The organism is Amycolatopsis sp. NPDC043887 (assembly GCF_056435665.1).
Window position 1 is genome coordinate 65356 of record NZ_JBWKEB010000007.1, and the last position, 23723, is coordinate 89078.

The window sequence follows — 23723 nt, forward strand, 5'->3', positions numbered from 1 at the left end:
TTCGGAAAGGAGAGCGAGATGAGCAAACGTCGTCGAGTGCGCGAGGTGATGCGCGGCCAGGTGCTCACCGTGCGACCGGAGACCCCGTTCAAGGCGATCACCGTCCTGCTCGCGTCGTGGGAAGTGAGTGGTGCGCCCGTGGTGGACGACGAAGGCAGGGTGGTCGGCGTCGTCTCCCAGCGTGATCTGCTGGAACGGGAGATCCAGCACCGGCTGCTGCGGTTCCGGCCCCGATTACGGCGCAAGGTGGAGGGAAGCCGAGCCGACGAGTTGATGACCCGGCCGGCGATCACCGTGGCACAGGATGCCGGGGTGGACGAAGCGATCCGGCTGATGGAGAACCATCGGGTGCATCGTCTGCCGGTCCTCGACGACGACGCGAAACTGGTGGGCATCGTCGGGAGATCAGACCTTCTGCGCGGCTTTCTGCGATCCGACTCGGAAATGCGCGAGGAGGTCCGCACCGAGGTCGTCGAACGGGCGATGTCGATCGATCCGGACACGCTGTCGATCTCCGTGCACAACGGTGTCGTCACGGTGCGCGGTCAGGTCGAACGTACGGGCATGATCCCGGTGATCGTGGCGTTGATCAGGCGGCTCGACGGCGTGGTGGACGTCCGCGAACACCTCACCGCGGAGATGGACGACAGCCGCTTGCCGATCGAGGAACCGGTCGGTACAGGTGTCATCGAGGCGTTGAAGCGTCGTTCGTGACCGAACGCGGCCCGCTTCCGTCCGTTAGTGGCGTTTCCGGTCTATGGAGGGGCGAGGCGAATGCGACGTGGTGCACGTGACGTCGGATCGCGCCGCTGCGGTCCGACGTCCCCAAAGCGGCATTGGTGACACTGAGCGTCTCCAATGCCACATTGGGGACCTGCCCGGCTCTGGATTCCCGCTCACGCCCCTAGCGCGACCAGCCACTCCAAGCCCGCACCGAGGTGTTGCGAAAGTGGCTTTCGCAACACCGAGCAGGCCCCCCGTCAGCGTGTTCAGCCGCGGAAGAGGGCGACTTTGAGGGCGTCGCTTTCTTGGGGCCGGGCGAAGACGTCGTAGGCCTCGTCCATCTCGTCGAGCCCGAACCGGTGGGTGATGAACCTGGTCGTGTCGAGCCTGCCCGCGGCGAGCATCCGCAGCAGCATCGAGGTGCTCGACGTGTCGACCAGGCCCGTGGTGATGGTGATGTCGCGGATCCAGAGATCCTCCAGGTGCAACGTGGCGGGCGCGCCGTGGACACCGACGTTCGCGACATGTCCGCCTGGCCGGACCAGTTTCGTGCACAGTTCGAAGGTTTCCGGAACGCCGACCGCTTCGATCGCGACGTCCGCGCCGAGTCCGCCGGTGAGCTCGGCGATGACCGCTGCCGGGTTCTCGCCGGGCTGGAGGAGCACGTCCGCGCCGAAGGTCTTCGCGGCGGCGAGCCTGCTGGGTTCCTTGTCGATCACCACGATGGAACTCGGCCCGAACAGCTGCGCCGTGGTGATCGCGGCGAGCCCGATCGGCCCCGCCCCGACGATCGCGACGCAGTCACCGGGCTGGACCCGTCCGTTGCGGGCGCCGACCTCGTAGGAGGTCGGCATGATGTCGGCCAGCATCAGCGCGGCCTCGTTCGCGACACCGTTCGGTAGCACGTAGGTCGAGGTCTCGGCGAACGGAACGCGCACGAACTCCGCCTGCACGCCGTCGATCCGGTGACCCAGGATCCAGCCGCCACCGCCGAGGCACTGCCCGTAGACGGCTTTCCGGCAGTATTCGCAGCGTCCGCACGCGGTGATACAGGAGATCAGCACCCGATCGCCCGGCTTCAAGGTCGTCACCGCCTTGCCGACCTCCATGATCGTGCCGACGGCTTCGTGGCCCAGGATCGTGCCAGGTGCCACCGCAGGCACGTCACCTTTGAGGATGTGCAGATCGGTCCCGCAGATGGTGACGGCGTCGACGCGGACGATCGCGTCGGTCGCCGCGGCGAGCTCCGGCTGAGGGCGGTCGGTCCAAGCACGCCGCCCCGGTCCGTCGTAAACGAGTGCCTTCATGCCTTCTCCTTGTTCGCGGAAGGGGTTGCCGGTTCGAGCGTGTCGCCATGCGGCCGCGCGACACAGAGCCCAAATCCCCTGCGGGCCGCGACGTACGGCCGCATCACCACCGCGACGGGGTGCCCAGCGTCGACGGAGTCGGTATCCGAAACCGGTCGGCTGAAGGAGTGCTCCATGACGACATTCGGTTCCCGGCCGGTCGTCGCGGCGGTGAACGGTTCGGCTCACTCCATGGCGGCCGCGTTGTGGGCGGCAAAAGAAGCGTTGCTGTGCAAGACGGAGCTGCTGCTTCTGATGGCCTACGGCGTCGATGGCGGTCCCTTCGGGAATCGGTCGTTTCCGCCTGACACCTGGTTGAAAGCGAAGGAAGCCATCACCGGCGAAGTGCTGCACGAGTTCCGCGAGGCCTGTGAATCGGCGGTTCCCGAGGTAAAAGTGACCACCGCGGCAGTCGATACGGGCCCGGTCGCCGCGTTGACCGAAATCTCGGCCACGGCGCGACTTCTGGCGATCGGCGCTCCCACCGGTGAGATCGCCGTTCTGTTCGCCGGAGTGTCCGCGTCCCGCCTGTCGTCGGGCGCCGTCTGCCCGGTCGTGGTCGTCCGGGGGCCGGGTGACACCGGGGCGGTCGTTGTCGGGGTGGACGGCAGTCCGTTGAGTGAGGAAGCACTCGCCTGGGCCTTCGCGGAAGCTTCCAACCGGAAGGCTCCCTTGGTCACCTTGCATGCGTGGCACGACGGCGATGTCGCAGGACTCTTCACCGGTGAAGGTGCTCTGCCTTTCCCCGGAGAATCGGTACGTGAGACCGAAAACCGCGTTCTGGGGCAGCGGCTCGCGGGTTGGCGCAAGAAATACCCGCGGGTACCTGTCGACCAAGTCGTCGTCAGGGACAAGCCGCGGCACCGCCTGCTCGAGCTGAGCGAGAAAGCTTGACTGGTGGTCGTGGGCACTCGTGGCCGAGGCGGTTTCGCCGCTCTGGCCGTCGGGTCGACGAGCCACGCCCTGATCCATCACGCGAAGTGCCCGGTCATGGTCGTCCGGGAGACGGGAAGGGCGCCCCGATGACTGAGGACCCGGCCTGCGCGCCGGTCGGTTTGCGCTCACTCGTTCCGTAACGGCAGGACTACGTCGGTGACGTAGTCGGCGGAGTCCGGCGTGCTTTCCGGACCACACAGGTACAACTCCCGTGGAGCTCCAGCGGGTTGGCGGTCGTTTTCACGAACCCATTCGTACACGGCTTCATACGCCGCACCGATCTTGTCGTAAGGCCCGTGATGCGAGGTGCGGGCGGCAGGTCCGCCGTCGAGGGTGACGATGTCGATATCGCCCTGCGACGGGAGGCCGCCGGTGATGGGCAGGTAGAGGTCGAGATCGAGTTCTTCGCCCGGCTGGAAATCGCCCGGATAGGCCGCTTGGGGAGGGCCGTTCGGAGCGCTACCTGCTTCGGAGACGAAGGTGTACAACGCGTCGAGTCCCACCCCCACGCACTCGCCGATGTCGGCCGTCGTGGTGTGGCGCCGCAGATGTGCGGCGTCGATGGAGTCGAGTTCGGTGAGTTCCACTGCGTAAGTCATGACACGAGCATCAGCTGCCGGGCGACCGCGGCAGAGACCCCAAGGTCCCTTCCTGCGGCGTCCTAGGTCCCTGGTGACACGCCGGTCGACCGGCGTACCGATTAGGGCACCGACTTGGGAAGGACGATCGATGCGGACGAAGGAAACCATGACGATGCCCGAGGTGCGGGTGGTGGTACGTGGCGATGTCGAGCCGGCTTCCGCGAGCCGTGCGGCCGCCAAGGTCTCGCGCCTGATGAGGCTCGCCCACCGGCCGGTACTGGCGGCGTCGGTGCGACTGACCAAGTACGGAGACCCCGCACGGGAGCGGTCGGTGACGGCGCAGGTGTCCCTGGACGTGAACGGCAGGCCGGTACGCGCGCAGGCGGCGGCGCCGTCGGTGGACGAGGCGATCGATCGGATGGACGCGAAACTCCGGAGGCAACTGGAGAAAAGTGCCCTGCACTGGGAAGCCCGGCGAGGAGGGCGTCCTGTTCCGGATCCCGGCGAATGGCGCCACGAGTCGGTTCCCGCCGTGCGGGAGCCCTGGTTTCCGAGGCCGGAGAAGGAACGTGAGATCGTGCGGCACAAGTCCTACTCGCTGGCCCGGTCGACGGTCGACGAGGCATTCGTCGACATGCACCTCCTCGACTATGACTTCCATCTGTTCACCGAGACCGGTACCGGGCAGGACAGCGTGCTCTACCACGCCGGGCCGACCATGCACCGGCTCGCTCAGACCGTTCCGCCGGGCTCGCACGGCCTCAGTCCCTTCGAACTTCCCCTCACGATCAGCGGGTGTCCCGCACCGGTGCTGCCCACAGTGGAGGCTGTGGAGCGGCTCGGCCTGACCGGCTTGCCGTTCCTGTTCTACCTCGACGGTGAACGGGGCCGGGGCAGCGTGCTGTACCACCGCTACGACGGTCACTACGGCCTGATCACCCCGGCGGCCTAGGTGACTCTTCGCATGACCGAGTCACCGCGCGCCGGGCAGGCCGAAGTGCTGGCGGTGGCCGGGCTGACCAAACGCTTCGGCGAACGAGTCGCCGTCGACGATGTCGCGTTCTCCATCGGCGCCGGCGAGACCTATGGCCTGCTGGGCCCGAACGGCGCCGGGAAGACGACCATCATCCGGCTGGTGTGCGGCCTGCTGCGCGCGGACGCCGGCAGCATCGCGATCGCGGGAGCCGCCGACGGCGCGGCCGCGGCGGCCCGTGCCCGGATCGGCTACGTTCCGCAGGACATCGCGCTGTACCCGGATCTCACTGCACGGGAAAACCTGCGGTTCTTCGCCCGGTTGTACCGGCTACGCGGGAAAACGCTGGACCGGCGGGTCGACGAAGTGCTGGAGTTGATCGGCCTCACCGACCGCGCCGGGGACCGGGTCGAGTCCTTCTCTGGCGGGATGCGCCGCCGGCTCAACATCGGAGCCGGCTTGATGCACCGGCCGACGCTGCTGATCCTCGACGAGCCGACGGTCGGGGTCGATCCGCAGAGCAGGCACGCGATCATGGAGAACGTGCGGTCGCTCGGCACGAGCGGGATGGCCGTCCTGTACACCACGCACTACATGGAAGAGGCCGAACGCCTGTGCGACCGGGTCGGCATCATCGACCGCGGCCGCCTGATCGCCGAAGGCACCCGCCGCGAGCTGATCGACCGGCTCGGCGAGCATGACCGCATCACGCTTTCCACCGACGGGGATCCGGCCCGGCTGGTGGACCGGATCGGCTCTGTCGCGGGCATCGAGAAAGTCGATTCCGCGGGCGGCGAAGTCCACCTGATCGTGCGCGAGGGCCGTCGCGCGCTGCCCGCGGTTCTCGACGCGGCCGAGAGGTCCGAAGTCGGAGTGCGTTCGGTCGAAGTGACCGAGCCCGACCTCGAGGCGGTCTTCCTTCACCTCACCGGCACCGCACTCCGAGACTGAGGAGCCAAGATGCATGCGGCGTTCGTCGTGGCGGCCAAGGACCTGCGCCAGCGGCTGCGGGACCGATCGGCGTGGGTACTCGGGTTCGTCGCGCCGGTGGCCGTGGCCTTGCTGATGAGCTTCGCCTTCCAGGGAGGGGAGCACTTCCACACCAAGGTGGCCGTTGTCGACGAGGACGGCGGGGCGTTGGCGACGGCGTTCACGGCGTTTCTCGCCGGGCCACAGCTGGACTCCGTACTCGACGTGGTCCCCGTGACGAGTGAAGCCGAAGCCCGCGCCTTGGTCGACGAGGGCGAGCTCGGTGCGGTCTTCTTGGTGCCTGAGGGCTTCACCGCCGCCGCACATGATGGGACAGCTGAGCCGATGACCGTGCTTTCCGGAGTCGATTCGCCGCTCGCCGGAACGGTCGCCCGATCCATCGGCGAGTCGTTCGTGGCTCAGCTGAACGCGGACCGCCTCTCGATGGCGACGGCGCTGGCCGCCGGAGCCGGACCCGTGGATCCATCGGCGACCGCCGGGTTGCGGCTCCCCGAACAGGTCGTGCCCAAGGCGGCCGGAACCGAGCAGCTCACCGCGGCCGGGTACTACGGTCCCGCGATGGGGATCTTCTTCATGTTCTTCGCGATCGGTTTCGGTGCGCGCGGATACTTCGAGGAGCGTGAGAACGGCACCCTCGACCGGATCGCCGTCGCCCCGGTGGGCGCCGGTGCGTTGCTCCTCGGGAAGGCGCTGGCCACCTTCGCCTACGGCGTCGCGAGCCTGTCGTCGGTCGCGCTGATCACCGCCCTGGTCCTCGGTCAGGGGTGGGGCCCGCCACTCGCCGTGGGCATGGTGATCGTCGCGCTGGCACTGACGCTGGTCTGCCTGACCGCCTTCGTGATCGCCGTGGCAGGCAACGACCGGCAGGCCGATGGCATCGCCTCACTCGTGATCTTCGGGCTGGTCCTGCTCGGCGGCAACTTCATCCTTCTCGGCGGTGCGCCGGAGATCATGCGGAAGCTCGCCTTGCTGACGCCGAACGGGTGGGCGTTGCGGGCCTTCACGGATCTCGCCGGGGGAGCGGGCTGGATCAGCGTCGTGCGGCCGGTCTTGGCGATCTTGTTGTTCTGCGTGGTGATCTCGGCCATCACGGTGCCGATCTACCGGAGGAGATTCAGGTGAACGTGGTGACCATCGCGTTGGTGTCACTCCGGAGACTGGCGCGAGACCGGATCGCGTTGTTCTTCATCGTGCTGCTGCCGGTCGTCGTGATCCTGGTGATCGGCGCGGTGATGCGCGGTCAGAACGGGTTCAGGGTCGCTGTCGTGGCGGCGGAAGGGCGTTTCGCCGGCGAGCTGACCCAGAGTCTCGCCGCCGCGGGAACGCTGGTCACCAGTCCGTTCACCGATGAGTCGGCGGCGAAGGACGCCTTGCGGCGCAACGAAGTCGACGCGGTACTGCTCATCCCCGCCGGGATGGACCGGACCCTGACGGCCGGGGCGCCGGTCGAGCTCCCGTTGCTCACCACCGCCGCTTCGGGCGCCGGGCAGGGGGCCTGGTCAGCGGTCGCGTCGGTGGTCGCGGACCACGCGGCGACCGTCCAGGCCGCAGCCTTCGCCGCGACCCGGACCTCTGCTTCCTTCGACGAGCTGGTGCCGCTGGCGCGCTCGCTCGACCGCACGGTGCCTCAGGTCGCCGTGCGGGCCGAAACGGTGGGAAGCACGGGTGACGTCCTGCCTCCGGGATTCAGCTACAGCGCGCCGACCATGCTCGTGTTCTTCGTCTTCATCAACGCGCTCGCCGGTGGAGCGGCCTTGATCCAGACCAGACGGCTGGGTATCCACGCCCGGATCCTCGCCGGACCGGTCCGTCCGCGTGAGGTCATACTCGGCGAAACGCTCTGCTACCTCGCGCTGACCTTGCTGCAATCCGGTCTGATCATCGGGGTGGGTGGCCTGCTCTTCGGAGTGAACTGGGGTGACCCGCTCGCGGCCGTGACCTTGACCTTCATGTGGGCTCTCGTCGGTGCCGGTGCGGGGATGCTGAGCGGCGCGCTGTTCCGCACCCCTGAGCAGGCGTCGGCCATCGGTCCTGCGGTCGGCATCGGGGCGGGCATGCTCGGCGGCTGCACCTGGCCGTTGGAAATCGTTCCGCCCGCCGTACGTGCGGCAGGACACGTCACGCCGCACGCTTGGGCGGTCGACGCCTGGACCACGATCCTGGCGCGGGGCGGCGGACTCGTCGACATCTTGCGGCCCTTGGCGGTGCTCGGTGCCTTCGCGGCTCTCTTCCTCGGCGCGGCGACTCTGCGGCTGCGGCGGTCCTTGACCGCTTGAGCCCGGCGGCGAAGGTTCCGGGCGTCCGTGTGGTGTAGAGCCGGTCCCTCCGGGTAACCGGTCCACGTCATGCCGTCACCTCCGCCGGGAGGGAGTCGAGGATGCCCGCCGAACCGAAACCCGCCAAGGGACGACCGGCGCCCGCTTCAGCCGTGCTGACCGGGCTACGGCTCGACGAGCTCCTCCGCGAGGTGCAGGAGCGGCTCGGGGAGATCGTGAAAGGCCGCGATCGGCTTCAGGGGCTGCTCGACGCCGTGCCGGCGGTGGCGGCCGGGCTCGAACTCGATTCGACCTTGCAACGGATCGTTCAGGCCGCGGTCGAACTGGTGGACGCGCGGTACGGAGCTCTCGGCGTGCTCGATGACGAAGAAGGTCTGTCCGAGTTCGTTCATGTCGGAATCGACGCCGAGACCAGGGCGAACATGGGACACCTTCCGGAAGGGCGTGGCCTGCTGGGCCTGCTGATCGACGAGCCACGTCCGGTTCGGGTCCCGGATCTGTCCGCGCATCCGGCATCGGTCGGCTTTCCCCCGAACCACCCGCCGATGAGCAGCTTCCTCGGCGTCCCCGTCCGCGTGCGGGACAAGGTGTTCGGCAACCTGTATCTCACCGAAAAGCGGGGTGGCGCCGAGTTCACCGCCGATGACGAGGTCGTCTTGCAGGCTTTGGCGGCCGCCGCCGGAGTGGCTGTGGACAACGCGCGGCTGTTCGAACAGTCCCGGACGAGGGAACGGTGGCTGGCCGCGGTCGCCGAGGTGAACGGGGAACTGCTCGGCGGGGCTTCGGTGACCGAGCTCTTGAACCTGATCACAGACCGCGTCCGCGAACTCGCCGAGGCCGAAGGCGTGATGATTCTGCTGACGGATACCGGGGTGACCGACGCGGGATCACTGTCCGTGACCGCGAACTCGGGGGAGCGGATCGATCCACTGCTGGGGAATTCGCTCTCCGGTGGCCGAGCGGTGCTCGACGAGGTCGTCACCGAACGCAAGGCGAGATTCATCGCCGATCTGGGAGCGGCCTTCCCGACGGACGAGGAGCCCGCGCTGTCCGGGCCCGCGGTGGCCGTTCCGTTGATCAGAGCAGAGGTCGTCGGCGGGATACTGATCGCCGGGCGGGAGAAGGGGGCACGGCAGTTCAAGGCGGAGCAGGTGCCGATGCTGATGTCTTTCGCCGACCAGGCGGCGGTCGCCCTCGAGTTCGCGGAGAAGCAGCGGAACCAGAGGTTGCTGGACGTGCTGGCCGATCGGGACCGGATCGCCCAGGATCTGCATGATCACGTGATCCAGCGGCTGTTCGCCACGGGGATGAGCCTGCAGAGTGTCGTGCCGCGTGTGGCGGAGGACTTCGCGCGCAACCGCGTCGCGCACACCGTCGAGCAGCTGGACCGGACCGTTCGCGAGATCAGGACGTCGATCTTCGATCTGCATTCCTCGGGTGCGGAAGCCGAGATGAGCCTGCGACGGAAGTTGTTGGACGTGGTCGAGGACGTGACGACTGAGGTCACCGTGACGCCGTCGGTGCGGATCACCGGCGCGGTCGACACGCTGGTGGGTCCGGAGTTGCACGAGCATGCCGTGGCGGTGTTACGGGAAACGCTGAGCAACGCGGTCCGGCATTCCGGCGCCGACCGGATCACGGTCAGTATGGAGGCCGGACACGAACTCGTCATCGAAGTGACGGACAACGGTGTCGGCATTCCCGGGCCGGGGCGGCGCAGCGGGCTGGACAACCTGTCCCAGCGTGCCCTGCGATGCGGCGGGACGTTGGAGATCACTCCGGTCACCGGTGGCGGTAGCCGGGTGCTGTGGCACGTGCCGTTGTCCTGACGAGACCTACTGATCGCCGAACAGCGACGGGCCGGAGTTCTTTTTGAGTTCGGTGGCCAGGACCGCGGCTTGTGTGCGGCGTTGGAGGCCGAGTTTGGCGAGGATGCGCGAGACGTAGTTCTTCACGGTTTTTTCGGCGAGGAACATGCGTTCACCGATCTCGCGGTTGGTCAGGCCTTCGCCGATCAGTTCGAAGACCGCGCGTTCCTGTTCGGACATGCCGGTGGTCGGGTCGTCGCGGTCGCGTTCGCGGCGGATGCGGTTCATCAGGGCGGCGGTGGTGCGGCTGTCGAGCAGTGAGCCGCCGGAGGCGATGGTGCGGATGGCGGAGATGAGGTCGTTGCCGAGTACCTGCTTGAGGACGAAGCCGGATGCTCCGGCCATGATCGCGGTGAACAGTGCTTCGTCGTCGGCGTAGGACGTGAGCATCAGGCAGCGCAGGTCCGGCTGGGTGGACAGCAGCTCCCGGCACAGTTCGATGCCGTTACCGTCGGGGAGCCGGACGTCGAGTACCGCGATGTCCGCGTCGCTCTTCGGGATTCGAGTGAGGGCTTCGGAAACCGAGGCCGCTTCACCGGCCACCGTGATATCCGGTTCGTTGCCGAGGAGATCGGCGAGCCCTCGCCGGACGATCTCGTGGTCGTCGACCAGAAACACCTTGGTCGTCATGCCGCTTCCTCCCGCTGCGTGGTACCGGCCGCGAATTCGACCGTACTCGTCCGTTCCGCCCGGCGCAGCCGTCACACCGTCGCGGGGTCCTTGGTCCTGGTGACCCGAGTCCTCCGAATCTGCTGCCGGTCAGCCGCGGCGGCGCATCGTAGAGGTAAGTGACGTGGGTACGAGAGGACTGAAATGGTCGGACGAAAGCCGGCGGAGCGCTGGTCGCCCGCGGAGCTGGAGGTATTGGCGGGCGCGGTGCTGCGCGCGCCGTCGGTGCACAACATCCAGCCGTGGCGGCTGAACTTCGAGGAAGGCCTGCTCGTCCTGGTCGAGCGCCGGGATCTGGAGCTCCCCGAGCACGACCCGCACGGTCGTGACCGCCTCATGTCGTGTGGTGCCGCGCTGGCCAATCTGGAACTGGCCATCCGGGTGCTCGGCCACCGGACGTACACCGCCGAGTTCCCCGATCCGGACCGGCCCGAAGTGGTGGCCGCCGTCGAACCGAACGGGCTGCTGCCCCCTTCGGTCGCGGAGGTGAACCGCTATTCCGCGATCAAGCGGCGGCACAGTCATCGCCGTCGTTTTTCGGGGCGGTCGCTGACCAGGCACCAGATCGTGGATCTGCGGGGCAGCGCGGCGGCCGAAGGTGTCCAGACCAGGCCGATCCTCGACGAGAGCGAGCTGACCATGGTCGCGGACCGGCTCGAGTTCGCCGCCGAGGCCTACCGGCACGACCTCGGCTACCAGCGGGAGCTGGCCTTGTGGACCGTCCGCGACCAGGACCAGCGCAACGGCGCCGGCCTGGCCGCGAGCGTGCGAGCGGCCGGTTCGCTGCCGTGGGCGGGGCTGGTCCTTGAGTCGACGGCGCTGCCCGATCGTGAGGTTCTCAAGCGCAGGCTGGCCGAGGAGACTTTGCTGGCGTTCGTCACACCAGGTGACACCCGGCACGATCATCTTCGTGCCGGGCGGGCGTTGCAGCTGACCTGGCTCGACGCGGTCCACGAAGGACTCGTCGGCTCGGTCCTGACACAGCCACTGCACCTGCCCGAGGTGCGTGCCGCCCTGACCGAGGACTTGGAGCTCCCCGGTTCCCTCCAGGTGCTCATGCGATTCGGCTATCCCTCGAGTGCCGTCCCGCATTCCCCGCGGCGCTCGATCGACGAACTGCTCGGTACCGGCTTCCGGGGTGGCGAAGCCGGTGGTGGCCGGTGATCACCGGCCCGTGAAGGCCTTCGCTACGTCGCCTGTGTAGCTGCGTTGTAGCGAGGTGACCGGGCCGGCCAGGCTGGTCCATCGAGCGCGCGGCCCGGCTCGGGACGATCGCTTCGACGCGCTCCATGGTCAAGGCGAACGCCATGACCAGCAGCGGGGTCAGCAGCGCCATCCACATGATCGGTGAGGTACCCGGTACGGCTCGGGCTCAACCCGTCGTTGGCTGGGAAGCTAATTGTTCGAGCCCGGCCCCGTCTGGTCACCGTGGGGCAGCGGCACCGTCCAGTTCAGGATCGTGCCCTGGCCGGGAGCACTGTCGATCCTGAGGGTGCCGCCGTGTTTCTCCGCGCGGGCGCGGAGGTTGGCCAGGCCGCTACGGCGGGTGGTCTCGCCGAGGCCGTGTCCGTCGTCCTCGACGCGGGCTGTGAGCGTGGTGGGCGTCGCGGAGACCTGCACGGTGGCGGTGGTCGCATGGGCGTGGCGGGCGATGTTCGAGAGGGCTTCGCGGACGACCGCGGAAAGATCTACCGCGAGCCGGGTCGGCACGAGAGTGTCGAGCGGGCCGTCAAGCCGCAGAACGGGGGTGAAGCCGAGCGAGTCGGTGGTGGTGCGGACGATCTCGGAGAGCGCCCGGCGCAAGCTGTGCTCGGCTCCCGCTTCGGAGCTGCGACTGACAGCACGGTCATGGCCGATGGACCTCGCAGACCGGGACGTCCGGCCCTGACCGGTGGGCGAACCGGTGGTCATGCTCGAAAGTGCTTGTTCTTCAACGTCTTCAGGGAGTCATCGTGGCGGATCGACAACAGCTCGAGGTCCTGGACCGCGAGCAGTGCCTTGCCCTTCTGCGGACAGTGCGGGTGGGGCGTCTGGTCTTCGTCGAAGACGCCTTGCCGGCGGTGCAGCCGGTCAACTTCCGGTTGAAGCGGGACCACGTCGTGATCCGGGTGGCCGGCGGGGCGAAACTGGCCGCCGCGACCGGCAACACCGTGGTGGCCTTCCAGACCGACGAACTCGATCCCGAGCTGCGGACCGGATGGAGTGTGACCGTCGTCGGCCACGCGAACCTGATCACGGAAGTCACCGAGCTTGTGGACGTGTCCGGAACATGGCTGGCGCCTTGGGTCGACGGTCGCCGCGACCATTTCGTCCGGATCGAGGTGGAGAAGGTGACCGGACGACGTCTGCACGCGCCGGTGACCACCACCGCTTGACCGGACGCTCAGTGGAGCGCGACGGTGAGCAGGACGGCGCTGTCGAGGAACGCCGCCAGGCTGTGCCGCTCGGGTGGGAGGGCGGTCAGCTGACCGCGGCCGAGGAGCCAGTCGTGGTCGTGGGTGCTCAGGCGAACGCTTCCGGTGATGACGTGCAGTGTGGCGGCCGGGGGCGAGTCGTGCTCCGCCAGTTCGGCGCTCTCGGCCAGCGCGATGAGGGTGACCCGTTGGGAGTTGCCTGCCACCAGGGTCCTGGCGGCACGCCGTGAGTGGTGTTCGCGGGCTTGCTGGAGCAGTTCGGCTGCCAGGACGCCGACGTCCGCGACCTCGGGACGGCCGCTCATCGCTGTTCCTGTTCGCTCGGTGTCATGGTGTTTCTCCTTCTCCTGTGCGGTGGCCCGTCCCGGGATGAAAGGTGGATCACCGCTGACCGTGGGTCAGGGTGATTCGTGTTCGAACGATCCGGTCGTCCGCCGGGGGCGGATGGCCGAACCCGCGACGCCGGACAGCGTGATCGTGATGGCGAGCCCGATGGCCAGGTTGATGATCGCCGTCGCGAGCCGCGCGTCCAGTGCGGCACCCAGGCTGAGCGGGATCACGACGGAGATCGCGGTGAAAAGCACCATGATCCAGCCGAAGAACCTCCGGGGCTTCGGTGCCGTGAGCAGAAGAAGATGCAGCAGAGCGGTCGCCGCGAGTGCGATGGCCGCCGACGCGAGGGAGTAGGTGAGGGTGCTTGCCCCACCCCACGCACCTTCGCGGCTGGGTGCCAGCACGGCGACTTTGACCAGGCCGCGCGCGATCAGGATCCCGACGATCGCGGTCAGGCCGGCGGTCACCGCCGTCGCGGCCCCGCCCGCCCACAGCCTTGCTCCGTTGACAGTAGGTCGATCCTCTTCCTCGAAGTCGTTGTCCATGGTGAAACCTTGCTCGTCGGCTCCGCCGTGCAGAAGGGGCAGAGGAACCCCGTTGGCGGGACCAACGGCCTGCGTGCCCGGATGCTTCCGTGCGCCGCCGCGCGTGCGTTCCGGCTGCTCACCGGCTCAGCCCTCCCTTATGAACCTCTTGGGGAAGAGCGCGGACGTGGCGCAGGGGAGCGCGACGGACATTCGGAGATAAGTCGAATATGGCGTGACCGAGCCTCTGGGGTGAAGGACTCCGTCACCGGCTTCATGGCCGAGAGGTGGTCTCCGCGGTGTGGTTGTGAACTGTCCGGCGGAAGCCGGCCGTGTCCTGAGTGTCCACAAGGGACGTACTCGGGCGGGCGAGCGGCCGGATGATGCCTGTGTGCACGGTTCCTGCCGGGTCGTGAGTGGCGATTCGGGTTATGGGGGGGGGAGTCAAACGTGGCGTGCCGGAGTCGGCGGCAGGGGCGGGACTCGCCGAAGAGATACCTCCTGACTGTCCATAAGGGACATTTTCCGAGGTGCCGGTGCCCGAGTTGAGCGATTTGTGCGGTTTGGCGAGGGTCGTGAGTGGCGTTTCGGGTTCTAACCCGAAACGCCACTCACGACTCCCTTGTGAAATCGCCCATCCGGGCATCAATCAGACATTGAGTCAGCGAAAGTGTCCCTTGTGGACACTCAGGGTGCAGCTGACTGCCGCCTTCCTGCCTTGACCCAGCGAAGGCCTTCACCTCAGAGGCTCGGTCACGCCACCTTCGACCTACCCCTCGATGGCAAGGTGTCAGTCGAGGCTTGAGTGGCCCACCGCTCACGCCTTGCCGCCGGGTGTGATGACGGTGCCTTCGGTGCCCCGCAGCATCGCGGCGGGTGAGTCGAGGGCGCCGATGGCGGCTGTGTTGCCGGTGAGTTCGACGAAACGGCAGGCGGCGTCGACTTTCGGGCCCATCGAACCGGCCGGGAAGTCGCGGGACCGCAGCCGTGCCGGAGTGGTGTGGTGGATCGGAGTGGCGTGCGGGGTGCCGTAGTCGTCGATGACCGCGGGTACGTCGGTCAGCAGCAGTAGCGCGTCGGCGTCCAGGGCTTCGGCGAGCAGGGCGGCGGTCTGGTCCTTGTCGATGACGGCTTCGACACCCCGCAACCGTCCGGTGTGTTCGTCTCGTACCACGGGAACACCGCCCCCGCCGGCACAGACCACGATCGTTCCGGCCTCGGCGAGCGCGCGGATCACCGGGGTCTCCACCACGCGTTGCGGCCTTGGCGAAGGAACGACCCTGCGCCAGGACGGGCCGTCCTGGCGGACGGTCCAGTCACGTTCGGCGGCCAGCGAGGCGGCCTGCTCCTCGGTGTAGACCGGGCCGACGAACTTGGTGGGATCGCCGAACGCGGGATCGGCGACGGAGACGAGCGTCTGCGTCATCAGCGTGGCGACCTGCTTACCGGGCAAGACGTTCCGCAGTGCCTGGCCGAGCAGGTAGCCGATCATGCCCTGGGTCTGCGCGCCGAGGACGTCGAGTGGGTATGGCCGGGTCAGGGCGGGGTCCGCCGCGCTTTCCAGGGCCAGCATCCCCACCTGGGGGCCGTTGCCGTGGGTGAGCACGACTTCGTGCTCGGTGGCGAGTTCCGCGAGGGCCTCGGCGGCGGCGAGCACGTTGACCTGCTGGAGGTCGGCGTCCGGCCGTTCACCGCGGCGCAGCAGGGCATTGCCGCCCAGCGCGACGAGAATCCGCATGGTCAGCTCCCCAGCGTGGCGACCAGGATCGCCTTGATGGTGTGCATCCGGTTCTCCGCCTGTTCGAACACCAGCGACGCCGGGGATTCGAAGACTTCGTCGGTGACCTCGACACCGTCCAGCCCGAATTCCTTGAACGCTTCGGCTCCCACCTCGGTCTCGCGGTCGTGCAGTGCGGGCAGGCAGTGCAGGAACCGGACGCCGGGATTGCCGGTGGCGCTGAGCGTCTTGGCCGTGACCTGATACGGCGCCAGCAGCTCGACCCGGTCGTGCCAGGTGCCGGCGGGTTCGCCCATGGACACCCAGACATCTGTGTAGACGAAGTCCGCGCCCGTCACGGCCTCCTCGACGTCGTCGGTGACGGTGATCCGGGCCCCGCTGGCCGCGCCTTCGGCCAGACAGGCCGCCAAGTGCTCCTCATCGGGCCAAAGCGCGCGGGGTCCGGCCAGCCGGACGTCCATGCCGAGTTTGGCACCCATCGCGAGCAGGGAACGGGCGACGTTGTTCCGGGTATCGCCGAGGTAGCAGAAAGCGATCTCCGGCAAGGGCTTCGTGCTGTGCTCGCGCATGGTGAACACGTCGCACAGTGATTGCGTGGGGTGGCTCGTCGCGGTGAGTCCATTGTAGACGGGTACGCCGGAGTGCCGGGCCAGTTCTTCGACGGTGGCCTGCTCGTGGCCGCGGTACTCGATCCCGTCGTACATGCGGCCGAGCACGCGAGCGGTGTCACGGGCGGATTCCTTGTGTCCCAGGTGGGCGTCCTGGGGGCCGAGGTAGGTCGTGGTCGCTCCTTCCTCGGCTGCGGCGACCTCGAACGCGCATCGGGTCCGGGTGGAGGCCTTCTCGAAGATGAGCGCCAAATGCTTGCCCACCAGCCGGTTCTGCGCGATTCCGGCGTAGGCCGCGGACTTGAGCTGGGCGGCGAGGTCGAGCAGGAAGACGAGTTCTTCCTTGGTGAAGTCGAGTTCGGTGAGGTAGCTGCGGTTGCGCAGGTTGAAGGCCATTTCGGATCCGTTCAGCTCGGGTCGCGGTCGATCGGGCAGGTCATGCAGCGCGGGCCGCCACGGCCGCGTCCCAGTTCGCTTCCGGCGATGGTGACGACTTCGATGCCGTGTTTGCGCAGCATGGTGTTGGTGGCGACGTTGCGTTCGTAGCCGAGGACGACCCCCGGTGCGACGGCGAGGTAGTTCGTACCGTCGTCCCATTGCTCCCGCTCGGCGGCCCGGATGTCCTCGTCGGTGCTGAGCAGGGTGACCTCGTGGATTTTCAGGACTTCGGCGAGGGTGTGCCAGAGGCTGTCGTTGGCGTTCACGCTCAGCGTGGAGGGCTCTTCGCCCGCGGTGATGGTCCAGCTGCGGGCGCCGCGGTCGAAGTAGGGGTAGACCACGAAGGTGGCGCGGTCGACCATACTCATCACCGTGTCCAGATGCATCGTGGCGTGCGAGTGCGGAAGCTCCACGGCGACCACGGTGTGTGCCTGTCCGGACGAGAACAGCGCCTTGGCGAGGATCTCCACGGCCATGGGCGTGGTGCGCTCTCCCATGCCGATGAGGACGGCGCCCTCGCCGAGGACGTGCACGTCACCGCCTTCGATCGTGGCCGGCTGGTGGCTGACGTCGTCGTCACCGTAGTAGGTGTGGAAGCCGGCCCCGGCGAACATCGGATGGTGGCGGTAGATGGCCCGGGTGTGCAGGGATTCGCGTTGCCGGGCCGGTTTCGCCATCGGGTTGATCGAGACACCGCGGTACACCCAGCAGGAATCGTCACGCTGGAACAGGTGATTGGGCAACGGCGGGAGGACGAAGTCGTCGGCGGCGAGGGTGTCCCATCGGAGACTCCGCGCTCGCAGCGGGGAAAGGTCGGCTTTGAGGACTCCGCCCACCAGATACTCGGCCAGGTTCTCGCCGTCGAGGTCGTCGAACAGGGCCCGCAGCGGCGCGACCAGCGCCGGGCCGAGGATTTCGGGGGTGCACACCCGATCCAGCACGAACGTCCGGCCCTCGGGCAGCGCGAGCGTTTCCGCCAGCAACTGACCGTAGTAGTGCACGCGGACGCCCTTGTCCCGCAGGGCTTCGGCGAACGCGTCGTGCTCCTGTTTCGCCTGCTTGGCCCAGAGGACGTCGTCGAAGAGCAGTTCGCCGATGTTGCGTGGGGTCAACCGGGTGAGCTCGAGTCCGGGACGGTGCACGATGGCCTGCCGCAACCGGCCGACCTCCGAATGAACGGCGAAAGTCATGACTGCTCCTGCGTTTCGGACGGCGGTGGGGAAGCGTTCTTGGCGCTTGCGCCGTTGTTCCCTTTCGGGGAGAGGAAATATGGGCTGTCCGTGGGGTAGCGGATAGGGGTGACGGGGGTTTCGCCGTACTCCTTGCGCTGGGATTTCATCCAGACGTAGACGGGAATACCGAGGAAGAAGGCGAACACTCCGTAGTACACCGCCTGGTAACCGCTGCCTGCCAGTGCCCAGAAGCTGAAGAGCAACGCGAAGGCGGTCACGACCAGATCGCGGATCAAATGCGGCCAGTTCAGCGCGCGACCCTGGACGATGAGCCAGTAGAGATGCGCGGCGGCGGAGTACAGGTAAGGGATCACCGCGGTGAACACACCCAGCAGCACCACGTTGGTGAACACGGACTGGAAGTTCCAGTAGCCGAAAGCCGTGAGCACCGACGCCAGCACGGTGGCGGCCACGATGCCGAAGACCGGGATCTCCTTCTTGCTCAGCTTGGCGAACTGGGTCGGGAACAGCCCGTCACGGGCGGCGGCCATCGGCATCTCGGCGCAGATCAACGTCCAGCCGTTCAGGCAGCCGAGCCCGGAGACGATCGCCACCACGGCCATGGCCTGCCCGGCCCAGCTCGCCCCGAAGATGGCGGTGGCCGAATCGGAGAACGGTGAAGTGGAGTCGACCAGCGCCTGCTGTCCGACCGTGCCGAACACCGTGACGGTCCCCAGGACGTAGACGACGGCGCAGACGAGGGTGCCGAGCACGGTCGCCCGGGACACGTTGCGCCGCGGGTCGCGGACGCGTCCGGCGGCCACCGAGGCGGTCTCCAGGCCGAGGTAGCTGAACAGGGCGATCGCGGCCGCCGCGGAGACGGCGCCCACCCACGACAGTCCGCTGGGATTGAACGAACCGAGGTTTTCGGCCTTGACGAAGAACAAACCGATGGTCGCCATGAACACCAGCGGCACGAATTTGAGGATCGTGGTGACGATCTGGAACCACGCGAGGTTCCGGACGCCGGAGATGTTGATCGCGGCGGGCAGCCACAGACCGACCAGCGCGATGGCGATCGACCACCACGGGTTGTGATCCTTGTTGACGAACACTTCCACGTACCCGACCCAGGCGACCGCGATACCGGCGTTGCCCACCCAGGCGGTCAGCCAATAGGCCCAGGCGGTGACGAAGCCGCCGAAGTCACCGAAGGCGTCCCGCGCGTACAAGTACGGCCCGCCCGAGCCCGGCACGCGTTTGTTGAGCCAACCGAACACCGAGCCCAGAGCCAAGGCGCCGATCGTGACCAAGGCGAAGGCCAAGAGACTCGACAAGCCGTACGGGGCCAAGGACGAGGGAAGGGCGAACACGCCCGTTCCGATGATCGAACCGACCACCAGCGCCGTCGCGGCCGGCAAGCCGAACCGGTTCGAGAACTCCTTGCCGCCCGCCGGGGCCTCGGCGTCTGGCTCGGCTCCGTCGAGGTCTCCGGGTTGTTCCTGCTGTGCCATCAGTCTTTCCGATCTTCCGTCCGTAGGCCCACTTACCTGAGGGGTAAGGCAAAGGTGGCGTGTGACGTCGAGTGCCCCAGTTTCCGCAGCCCCGCGGCAGGACCGTGTGGATTTCGCTGCGTTGGATGACACAAGCTCCGCACAGTCAGCCAGCCAAGGCCCGGTACTGAGAAGGTCGGAGACCGCGATCACGCCGGCTCTGCCGCGCCCTCGACAATCCGGATCGCCACTCACGGCGAACCCGGCCGATATGACACCTTCGCCTTTCCCTCCAATAGAGGATCTACGTCCGGCGCGGCAGTGCCATGGGGCTTAGGTCCGCGGTCGATGGGCCTAAGGGCCGGATCGGACGGTGGCATGCCGAAGGTCCCGGTTCGCAGGGGTCCACAGCCACTCCCGTGTGCTCCCTCAGGGAGAGAGGCTGGAAGCCAGGCGTCGACATTCGTTCCTGGAGCGGCCCCTGACCGAGGAGAGAATCATGCGAGCACAGCCGGGAATCGCCACGGCGGTGTGGCGGCGGCTTCATGTCGGCCGGAACCCGCTTGCCCGGCCGTCGGATCGGCTGGAGGCCGCGCTGGTGATCGGTGTGGTCCTGGTCGCCCTGTTGGTGATCCCGTTCGCCGTGGCAGTGGGGTCCGAGGCCTACGACGCCGGGTTGCGGCGAGCGGGTGAGCAGGCCGCGAACCGGCACGAGTCGACTGCGATGCTGGTGGCCGACGCGCCGCCCGCGCAGGTCCGGTTCGATGGAGTGCCCGTCGAAGAGACGGTGAAGGCGCATGCTCGCTGGACGGTCCCCGGCGGGCCTGTCCGGGAGGGTGTGGTCACCGTGGACCCCGGCTTGACCACCGGCAACGAAATACGGATCTGGCTCGACGCGAAGGGTAACGCGGTCGAGGCGCCCGCGACGCCCGCTGACGTGGCCGGCCAGGGGGTCGGCGTCGGCGTCGCCTTCTGGATCGTGTGCGTGATGCTGCTTACGGGCTTCTTTCTCGCCGGTCGTTCGATGCTGGGTCGCCTGCGCGGTGCCGCGTGGGAGCGGGAATGGCGGCGGGTGTCGGAAACCTGGACCGCGGCGTGAGGGGAACGGAGTTGTCGCGTCGGCCCTCGTCCTGTTCTCTCCCCGAGCCCGAGCCGGATCATTCAAGACCGCGGTTCCCGGCGGGCAAGGAGAGCTGGCCCCGACCGCGCGCCGCCGAACACCGCACACGCGTTCCAGGTACCCTGGGGGGTACCTGAGGAGGTCGGTGTGGAGCTGAACCAAGATGTCGTCGCGGACGTGCGCAAGCGGCTGCGGCGGGCGCAAGGGCAGGTCGGTGGCCTGATCCAGATGATGGACGACGGACGAGACTGCCGGGAGGTCATCACCCAGCTCGCCGCGGTTTCCCGTGCGCTGGACCGGGCGGGTTTCCGGTTGATCGCCAGCGGGTTGGAGCAGTGCCTCGCCGATGACTCCGTGCAAGGGGCCGCCGATCGCGAGGAGCTCGAAAAGCTGTTCATGACCCTGGCCTGAGGGTCCGGGCCGGCCGCGGGCGGACTCGGCGCGACACCGAGACGCCCGCGTCGCGCCGAGTGGGACGAACCGCCGTCGTCGCCCGGGATTTCAGCGACGGCGGAACAGTCGCCACGGCTTCCGTGCGGGCTGCTCGGTGGCGCAGGAACAGCGCTGGGCTGCGGGCACATCGCCCAGTACCTGCTCGACGTGGTTGCCGCAGCCCCGATAGGACGGCTTTCCGCATTTCGGACAGACGATTCGCTGGCACATTCGGTGTTCCTCCAAGGGGCTCACGACAAGGCCTCTGCGGCCACTATACCCCCAGGGGTACCTGTGTACGCCTGCCGCGGTCCGGATGAGCCGTCGGCGGTGGAGTGGGGACCATGGTCTCTGGAGATGTGTCCTCGGTGCTGCGACGCTGTCTCGATGGGGCGAATCACCTTCTGTCGCAGTGCCTTTTAAGGTGTCCGGCGAAGTGCCGGCCGATGCGCTACACTGGAGGTTAGATACCCCCGGGGGTATAAGGAGGCTTTATGATCGAGATCATCGCCATCGACACTCCGAGCCTCGGAGACCGCAGTTACCTCGTCGAGGACGGCGAGACGGCGTTCGTGGTCGACCCGCAGCGCGACATCGACCGGGTGACGGACCTGGCGCAAGTGCGTGGGTTGCGGATCACGGACGTGTTCGAGACCCATATCCACAACGACTACGTGACCGGCGGGCTCGCTTTGGCCCGTGTGACCGGCGCGGCCTACCACGTGAACGCCGCGGACAAGGTGTCCTTCGAACGCGCGTCGATCGAGGACGGGGACGTGGTGGAAGTCGGGCCACACATGCGCGTACGGGCGCTGGCGACACCAGGGCACACCTTCACGCACCTGTCCTACGTGCTGGAGGCGCCTGGACGGGTCCCGGCGGTGTTCACCGGCGGTTCGCTGCTGTACGGCTCCACGGGCCGTCCCGACCTGCTCGGCCCCGCCCACACCGATGAGCTGGTGAAGCGGCAGTACGCGTCGGCTCATCGGCTGGCCGAGATCCTGCCGGATGACGCCGAGATCTACCCGACGCACGGTTTCGGCAGTTTCTGCTCGGCCACGCAGTCCGACGCGGATCGGTCGACGATCGGTCGGGAGAAGCGGATCAACCCGGTCCTGACGCAGCAGGAGCGCGACTATGTGGACAGCCTGCTCGCCGGGCTGGACGCCTACCCGGCTTACTACGCTCATATGGGACCGGCGAACAGCGCCGGCCCGGGCCTCCCCGACCTCGCCGCACCGAAGACCGCCGATCCGGCCGAGTTGCGTTCGCGCATCGAGGCAGGGGAGTGGGTAGTGGACCTGCGGTCGCGGACCGCGTTCGCGGCAGGGCACGTGGCAGGCACGCTGAACTTCGGTGCCGACGGCAATTTCGCCACCTATCTGGGGTGGCTGATCCCCTGGGGTACGCCGCTGTCCCTGCTCGGCGACACCGCGGAGCAGGTCGCCGGCGCGCAGCGCGAACTGGTCCGGATCGGAATCGATCGTGTCGAAGCCGCGGCCACCGGCACGCCCGAAGCGTGGTCGGGCGCCGCGCCGCTCGGGTCGTTCCACCGAGCGGATTTCGGTGAGCTGGCCATGGTCCGTCACCATCGGCCGGTGACCGTTCTCGATGTCCGGCGCAACCTGGAATGGGCGCGGAACCACATCGACGGTGCCGTGCACATCCCGCTGCACGACCTGCTGGGTCGTCTCGGTGAGGTGCCTTCCGGAGAGGTGTGGGTGCATTGTCAGGCCGGCTACCGCGCGTCGATCGCGGCCTCCGTCCTCGCCGCGGCCGGGCGCCGGGTCGTCGCGGTGGATGACGAGTTCGACCGGGCGGCCCTGGCAGGGCTTGCCATGGCCACCGGCTGAGGCGGCCACCATGATGATCCTGGCGGCGGCGTTCGGCCTGATCATCGGCGCCGCCCTGGGCCTGCTCGGCGCGGGCGGCTCCATCCTCGCCATCCCCGCACTGGTCTATGGGGTCGGCCTCCCGCTGTCCGCGGCGATCCCGACGTCGTTGCTGGTCGTCACGGTGTCCGCGGCCGGGGGCTTGGTGGGGCGGTGGCGGTCGAAGGTGATCCGCTGGCCGGTGGCGCTGGTCTTCGCCACTGCCAGTGTCCCGGCCGCGTTCGCCGGCACCGCGCTGGGGAAACTGCTGCCCGACCGCTGGCTGCTGGTCGCGTTCGCCGTGCTCATGGCGGTGGTAGCGGTACGGATGCTCACCGCCGCGTCGGAGCGCGACGGCGCCTGCCGGACCAGTGCGGGCGGGGTGAACTGGCGAAGTTGCGTGCCCAAGGCCCTTGCCGTCGGCGCGGTCGTCGGGGTGCTGACCGGATTGTTCGGGGTCGGCGGCGGATTCGTCATCGTCCCCGCCCTGACCATGCTGCTCGGCCTCACCGCGCCGGAAGCGGTCGCGACCTCACTGGTCGTCATCGTGCTCACCTCACTGGGCGGGCTGGCCGCCCACGCCACCACGATGCCGGATCTGCCCTACGACATCGCCGCGGTATTCGCCGCGGTGGCCCTCTTGGCGTCATTGGTGGCCGGGAAGGTCGGCGACCGGCTCCCGGAGCGGACCGTCCGGCGGACGTTCGCCTACGTGATCCTCGTGGTCGCCGCCGGAGTCGCGGCCGCGGCCGTGTTCGCCCCAGCCGCCCTGCGCGGCGGCTGAACCGCCCATCCATCGAGAAAGGAAATGATCACCGTGAAATACGACCTGAGCCTCACCCTGGACCTGCCCTACGAGAAAGCCGTCGCCGAAGTGCGAGCGGCGCTGAAAGATCAGGGATTCGGCGTACTGACCGAGATCGACGTCCAGGCCACGATGCGCGACAAGCTTGACGCCGACATGGAACCGTACGTGATCCTCGGCGCCTGCAACCCGCCGCTGGCACATCGTGCGCTGGAGGTCGACCGCATGATCGGGCTGTTGCTGCCCTGCAACGTCGTGGTCCGCGCCGACGGTGACGAACGCAGCCTGGTCCAGGCACTCGACCCGCGCGTCATGATCGAAGTGCCGGAACGCGAAGAACTCCGCCCGGTCGCCGAGGAAGCGGGCAAGCGCATCCGGGCGGCTCTGGACGCCCTCGCGGCGTCCTGACGGAA

Annotated in this window: 24 protein-coding genes and 1 pseudogene; 14 read left to right on the top strand and 11 right to left on the bottom strand. The window is 67.9% G+C overall.

Going from position 1 to position 23723, the window contains the following annotated elements; genetic code table 11:
• Nucleotides 1-18 precede the first annotated feature (18 nt).
• Nucleotides 19-714 (top strand): CBS domain-containing protein, encoded by a 696-nt coding sequence (locus AC069H_RS19550; protein ID WP_478233306.1) that lies wholly within the window; start codon nt 19-21, stop codon nt 712-714.
• A 275-nt stretch (nt 715-989) separates the two neighbouring features.
• On the opposite strand, the gene AC069H_RS19555 is transcribed toward AC069H_RS19550, so the two are convergent.
• Nucleotides 990-2030, bottom strand: coding sequence for a zinc-dependent alcohol dehydrogenase family protein (locus tag AC069H_RS19555; RefSeq protein WP_478233307.1), 1041 nt, complete (start codon nt 2028-2030; stop codon nt 990-992).
• Between the two features lie 174 nt (nt 2031-2204).
• Between AC069H_RS19555 and AC069H_RS19560 the strand changes: the two are divergent.
• Nucleotides 2205-3095: pseudogene (locus AC069H_RS19560) on the top strand (universal stress protein).
• Nucleotides 3096-3130: 35 nt separating this feature from the next.
• On the opposite strand, the gene AC069H_RS19565 reads toward AC069H_RS19560, so the two are convergent.
• Nucleotides 3131-3604 carry a GyrI-like domain-containing protein gene (locus AC069H_RS19565; RefSeq protein ID WP_478233308.1) on the bottom strand — a complete coding sequence of 158 codons (474 nt, stop codon included), beginning with the start codon at nt 3602-3604 and terminating at the stop codon, nt 3131-3133.
• Between the two features lie 130 nt (nt 3605-3734).
• Here AC069H_RS19565 and AC069H_RS19570 point away from each other — a divergent pair, with 130 nt between their 5' ends.
• The 5 genes from AC069H_RS19570 to AC069H_RS19590 all read left to right on the top strand — a co-directional run bounded on the left by AC069H_RS19570 (nt 3735) and on the right by AC069H_RS19590 (nt 9654).
• Nucleotides 3735-4538, top strand: coding sequence for a ribosome hibernation promotion factor (locus tag AC069H_RS19570; protein WP_478233309.1), 804 nt, complete (start codon nt 3735-3737; stop codon nt 4536-4538).
• Between the two features lie 12 nt (nt 4539-4550).
• Nucleotides 4551-5510, top strand: coding sequence for an ABC transporter ATP-binding protein (locus AC069H_RS19575; protein ID WP_478233310.1), 960 nt, complete (start codon nt 4551-4553; stop codon nt 5508-5510).
• 9 nt (nt 5511-5519) lie between these two features.
• Nucleotides 5520-6671 carry an ABC transporter permease gene (locus AC069H_RS19580; RefSeq protein WP_478233311.1) on the top strand — a complete coding sequence of 384 codons (1152 nt, stop codon included), beginning with the start codon at nt 5520-5522 and terminating at the stop codon, nt 6669-6671.
• A complete protein-coding gene (locus tag AC069H_RS19585; protein ID WP_478233312.1) occupies nt 6668-7825 on the top strand; it encodes an ABC transporter permease in 1158 nt (385 codons plus the stop codon). The genes AC069H_RS19580 and AC069H_RS19585 overlap by 4 nt, the downstream gene beginning before the upstream one ends.
• Before the next feature lie 101 nt (nt 7826-7926).
• Nucleotides 7927-9654 (top strand): sensor histidine kinase, encoded by a 1728-nt coding sequence (locus tag AC069H_RS19590; protein WP_478233313.1) that lies wholly within the window; start codon nt 7927-7929, stop codon nt 9652-9654.
• Nucleotides 9655-9660: 6 nt separating this feature from the next.
• Here the strand turns inward: AC069H_RS19590 and AC069H_RS19595 are convergent, their stop codons facing one another.
• Entirely contained in the window at nt 9661-10323 is a 663-nt protein-coding gene (locus AC069H_RS19595) for a response regulator transcription factor (protein WP_478233314.1), read from the bottom strand.
• A gap of 183 nt (nt 10324-10506) precedes the next feature.
• On the opposite strand from AC069H_RS19595, the gene AC069H_RS19600 reads away from it, so the two are divergent.
• Nucleotides 10507-11526: an Acg family FMN-binding oxidoreductase gene (locus AC069H_RS19600; RefSeq protein ID WP_478233315.1), complete on the top strand. Its 1020-nt coding sequence runs from the start codon at nt 10507-10509 to the stop codon at nt 11524-11526.
• A 231-nt stretch (nt 11527-11757) separates the two neighbouring features.
• On the opposite strand, the gene AC069H_RS19605 is transcribed toward AC069H_RS19600, so the two are convergent.
• Nucleotides 11758-12165: a sensor histidine kinase gene (locus AC069H_RS19605; RefSeq protein WP_478233316.1), complete on the bottom strand. Its 408-nt coding sequence runs from the start codon at nt 12163-12165 to the stop codon at nt 11758-11760.
• A gap of 149 nt (nt 12166-12314) precedes the next feature.
• On the opposite strand from AC069H_RS19605, the gene AC069H_RS19610 reads away from it, so the two are divergent.
• On the top strand, nt 12315-12737 hold the full coding sequence (locus tag AC069H_RS19610; protein ID WP_478233317.1) for a pyridoxamine 5'-phosphate oxidase family protein: 423 nt from the start codon (nt 12315-12317) through the stop codon (nt 12735-12737).
• 8 nt (nt 12738-12745) lie between these two features.
• On the opposite strand, the gene AC069H_RS19615 is transcribed toward AC069H_RS19610, so the two are convergent.
• The 6 genes from AC069H_RS19615 to AC069H_RS19640 form a co-directional block, all read right to left on the bottom strand.
• Nucleotides 12746-13081: a cupin domain-containing protein gene (locus AC069H_RS19615; RefSeq protein WP_478224530.1), complete on the bottom strand. Its 336-nt coding sequence runs from the start codon at nt 13079-13081 to the stop codon at nt 12746-12748.
• A 93-nt stretch (nt 13082-13174) separates the two neighbouring features.
• The gene (locus AC069H_RS19620) at nt 13175-13654 is read right to left on the bottom strand and encodes a DUF6069 family protein (protein WP_478224529.1); all 480 of its coding nucleotides are present in this window, start codon (nt 13652-13654) and stop codon (nt 13175-13177) included.
• Between the two features lie 796 nt (nt 13655-14450).
• Nucleotides 14451-15371, bottom strand: coding sequence for a carbamate kinase (gene arcC / locus AC069H_RS19625; protein ID WP_478233318.1), 921 nt, complete (start codon nt 15369-15371; stop codon nt 14451-14453).
• A gap of 2 nt (nt 15372-15373) precedes the next feature.
• Entirely contained in the window at nt 15374-16375 is a 1002-nt protein-coding gene (gene argF / locus AC069H_RS19630) for an ornithine carbamoyltransferase (protein ID WP_340681387.1), read from the bottom strand.
• 11 nt (nt 16376-16386) lie between these two features.
• A complete protein-coding gene (locus tag AC069H_RS19635; protein ID WP_478233319.1) occupies nt 16387-17607 on the bottom strand; it encodes an arginine deiminase in 1221 nt (406 codons plus the stop codon).
• Nucleotides 17604-19103 carry an APC family permease gene (locus tag AC069H_RS19640; RefSeq protein ID WP_478233320.1) on the bottom strand — a complete coding sequence of 500 codons (1500 nt, stop codon included), beginning with the start codon at nt 19101-19103 and terminating at the stop codon, nt 17604-17606. Before AC069H_RS19640 ends, AC069H_RS19635 begins: the two co-directional genes overlap by 4 nt.
• 478 nt (nt 19104-19581) lie before the next feature.
• Between AC069H_RS19640 and AC069H_RS19645 the strand changes: the two genes are divergently transcribed.
• Both AC069H_RS19645 and AC069H_RS19650 read left to right on the top strand, forming a co-directional pair.
• Entirely contained in the window at nt 19582-20181 is a 600-nt protein-coding gene (locus tag AC069H_RS19645; protein WP_478233321.1) for an Rv1733c family protein, read from the top strand.
• 168 nt (nt 20182-20349) lie between these two features.
• Nucleotides 20350-20613, top strand: coding sequence for a metal-sensitive transcriptional regulator (locus AC069H_RS19650; RefSeq protein WP_340681391.1), 264 nt, complete (start codon nt 20350-20352; stop codon nt 20611-20613).
• A gap of 90 nt (nt 20614-20703) precedes the next feature.
• On the opposite strand, the gene AC069H_RS19655 is transcribed toward AC069H_RS19650, so the two are convergent.
• The gene (locus AC069H_RS19655) at nt 20704-20865 is read right to left on the bottom strand and encodes a hypothetical protein (RefSeq protein ID WP_478224523.1); all 162 of its coding nucleotides are present in this window, start codon (nt 20863-20865) and stop codon (nt 20704-20706) included.
• 263 nt (nt 20866-21128) lie between these two features.
• On the opposite strand from AC069H_RS19655, the gene AC069H_RS19660 reads away from it, so the two are divergent.
• The 3 genes from AC069H_RS19660 to AC069H_RS19670 are packed head-to-tail and all read left to right on the top strand — an operon-like array spanning nt 21129 to nt 23718.
• Nucleotides 21129-22487 (top strand): MBL fold metallo-hydrolase, encoded by a 1359-nt coding sequence (locus tag AC069H_RS19660; RefSeq protein ID WP_478224522.1) that lies wholly within the window; start codon nt 21129-21131, stop codon nt 22485-22487.
• 10 nt (nt 22488-22497) lie between these two features.
• Nucleotides 22498-23289, top strand: coding sequence for a sulfite exporter TauE/SafE family protein (locus tag AC069H_RS19665; RefSeq protein WP_478233322.1), 792 nt, complete (start codon nt 22498-22500; stop codon nt 23287-23289).
• Between the two features lie 24 nt (nt 23290-23313).
• Nucleotides 23314-23718, top strand: coding sequence for a DUF302 domain-containing protein (locus tag AC069H_RS19670; protein ID WP_478224520.1), 405 nt, complete (start codon nt 23314-23316; stop codon nt 23716-23718).
• Nucleotides 23719-23723 lie beyond the last annotated feature (5 nt).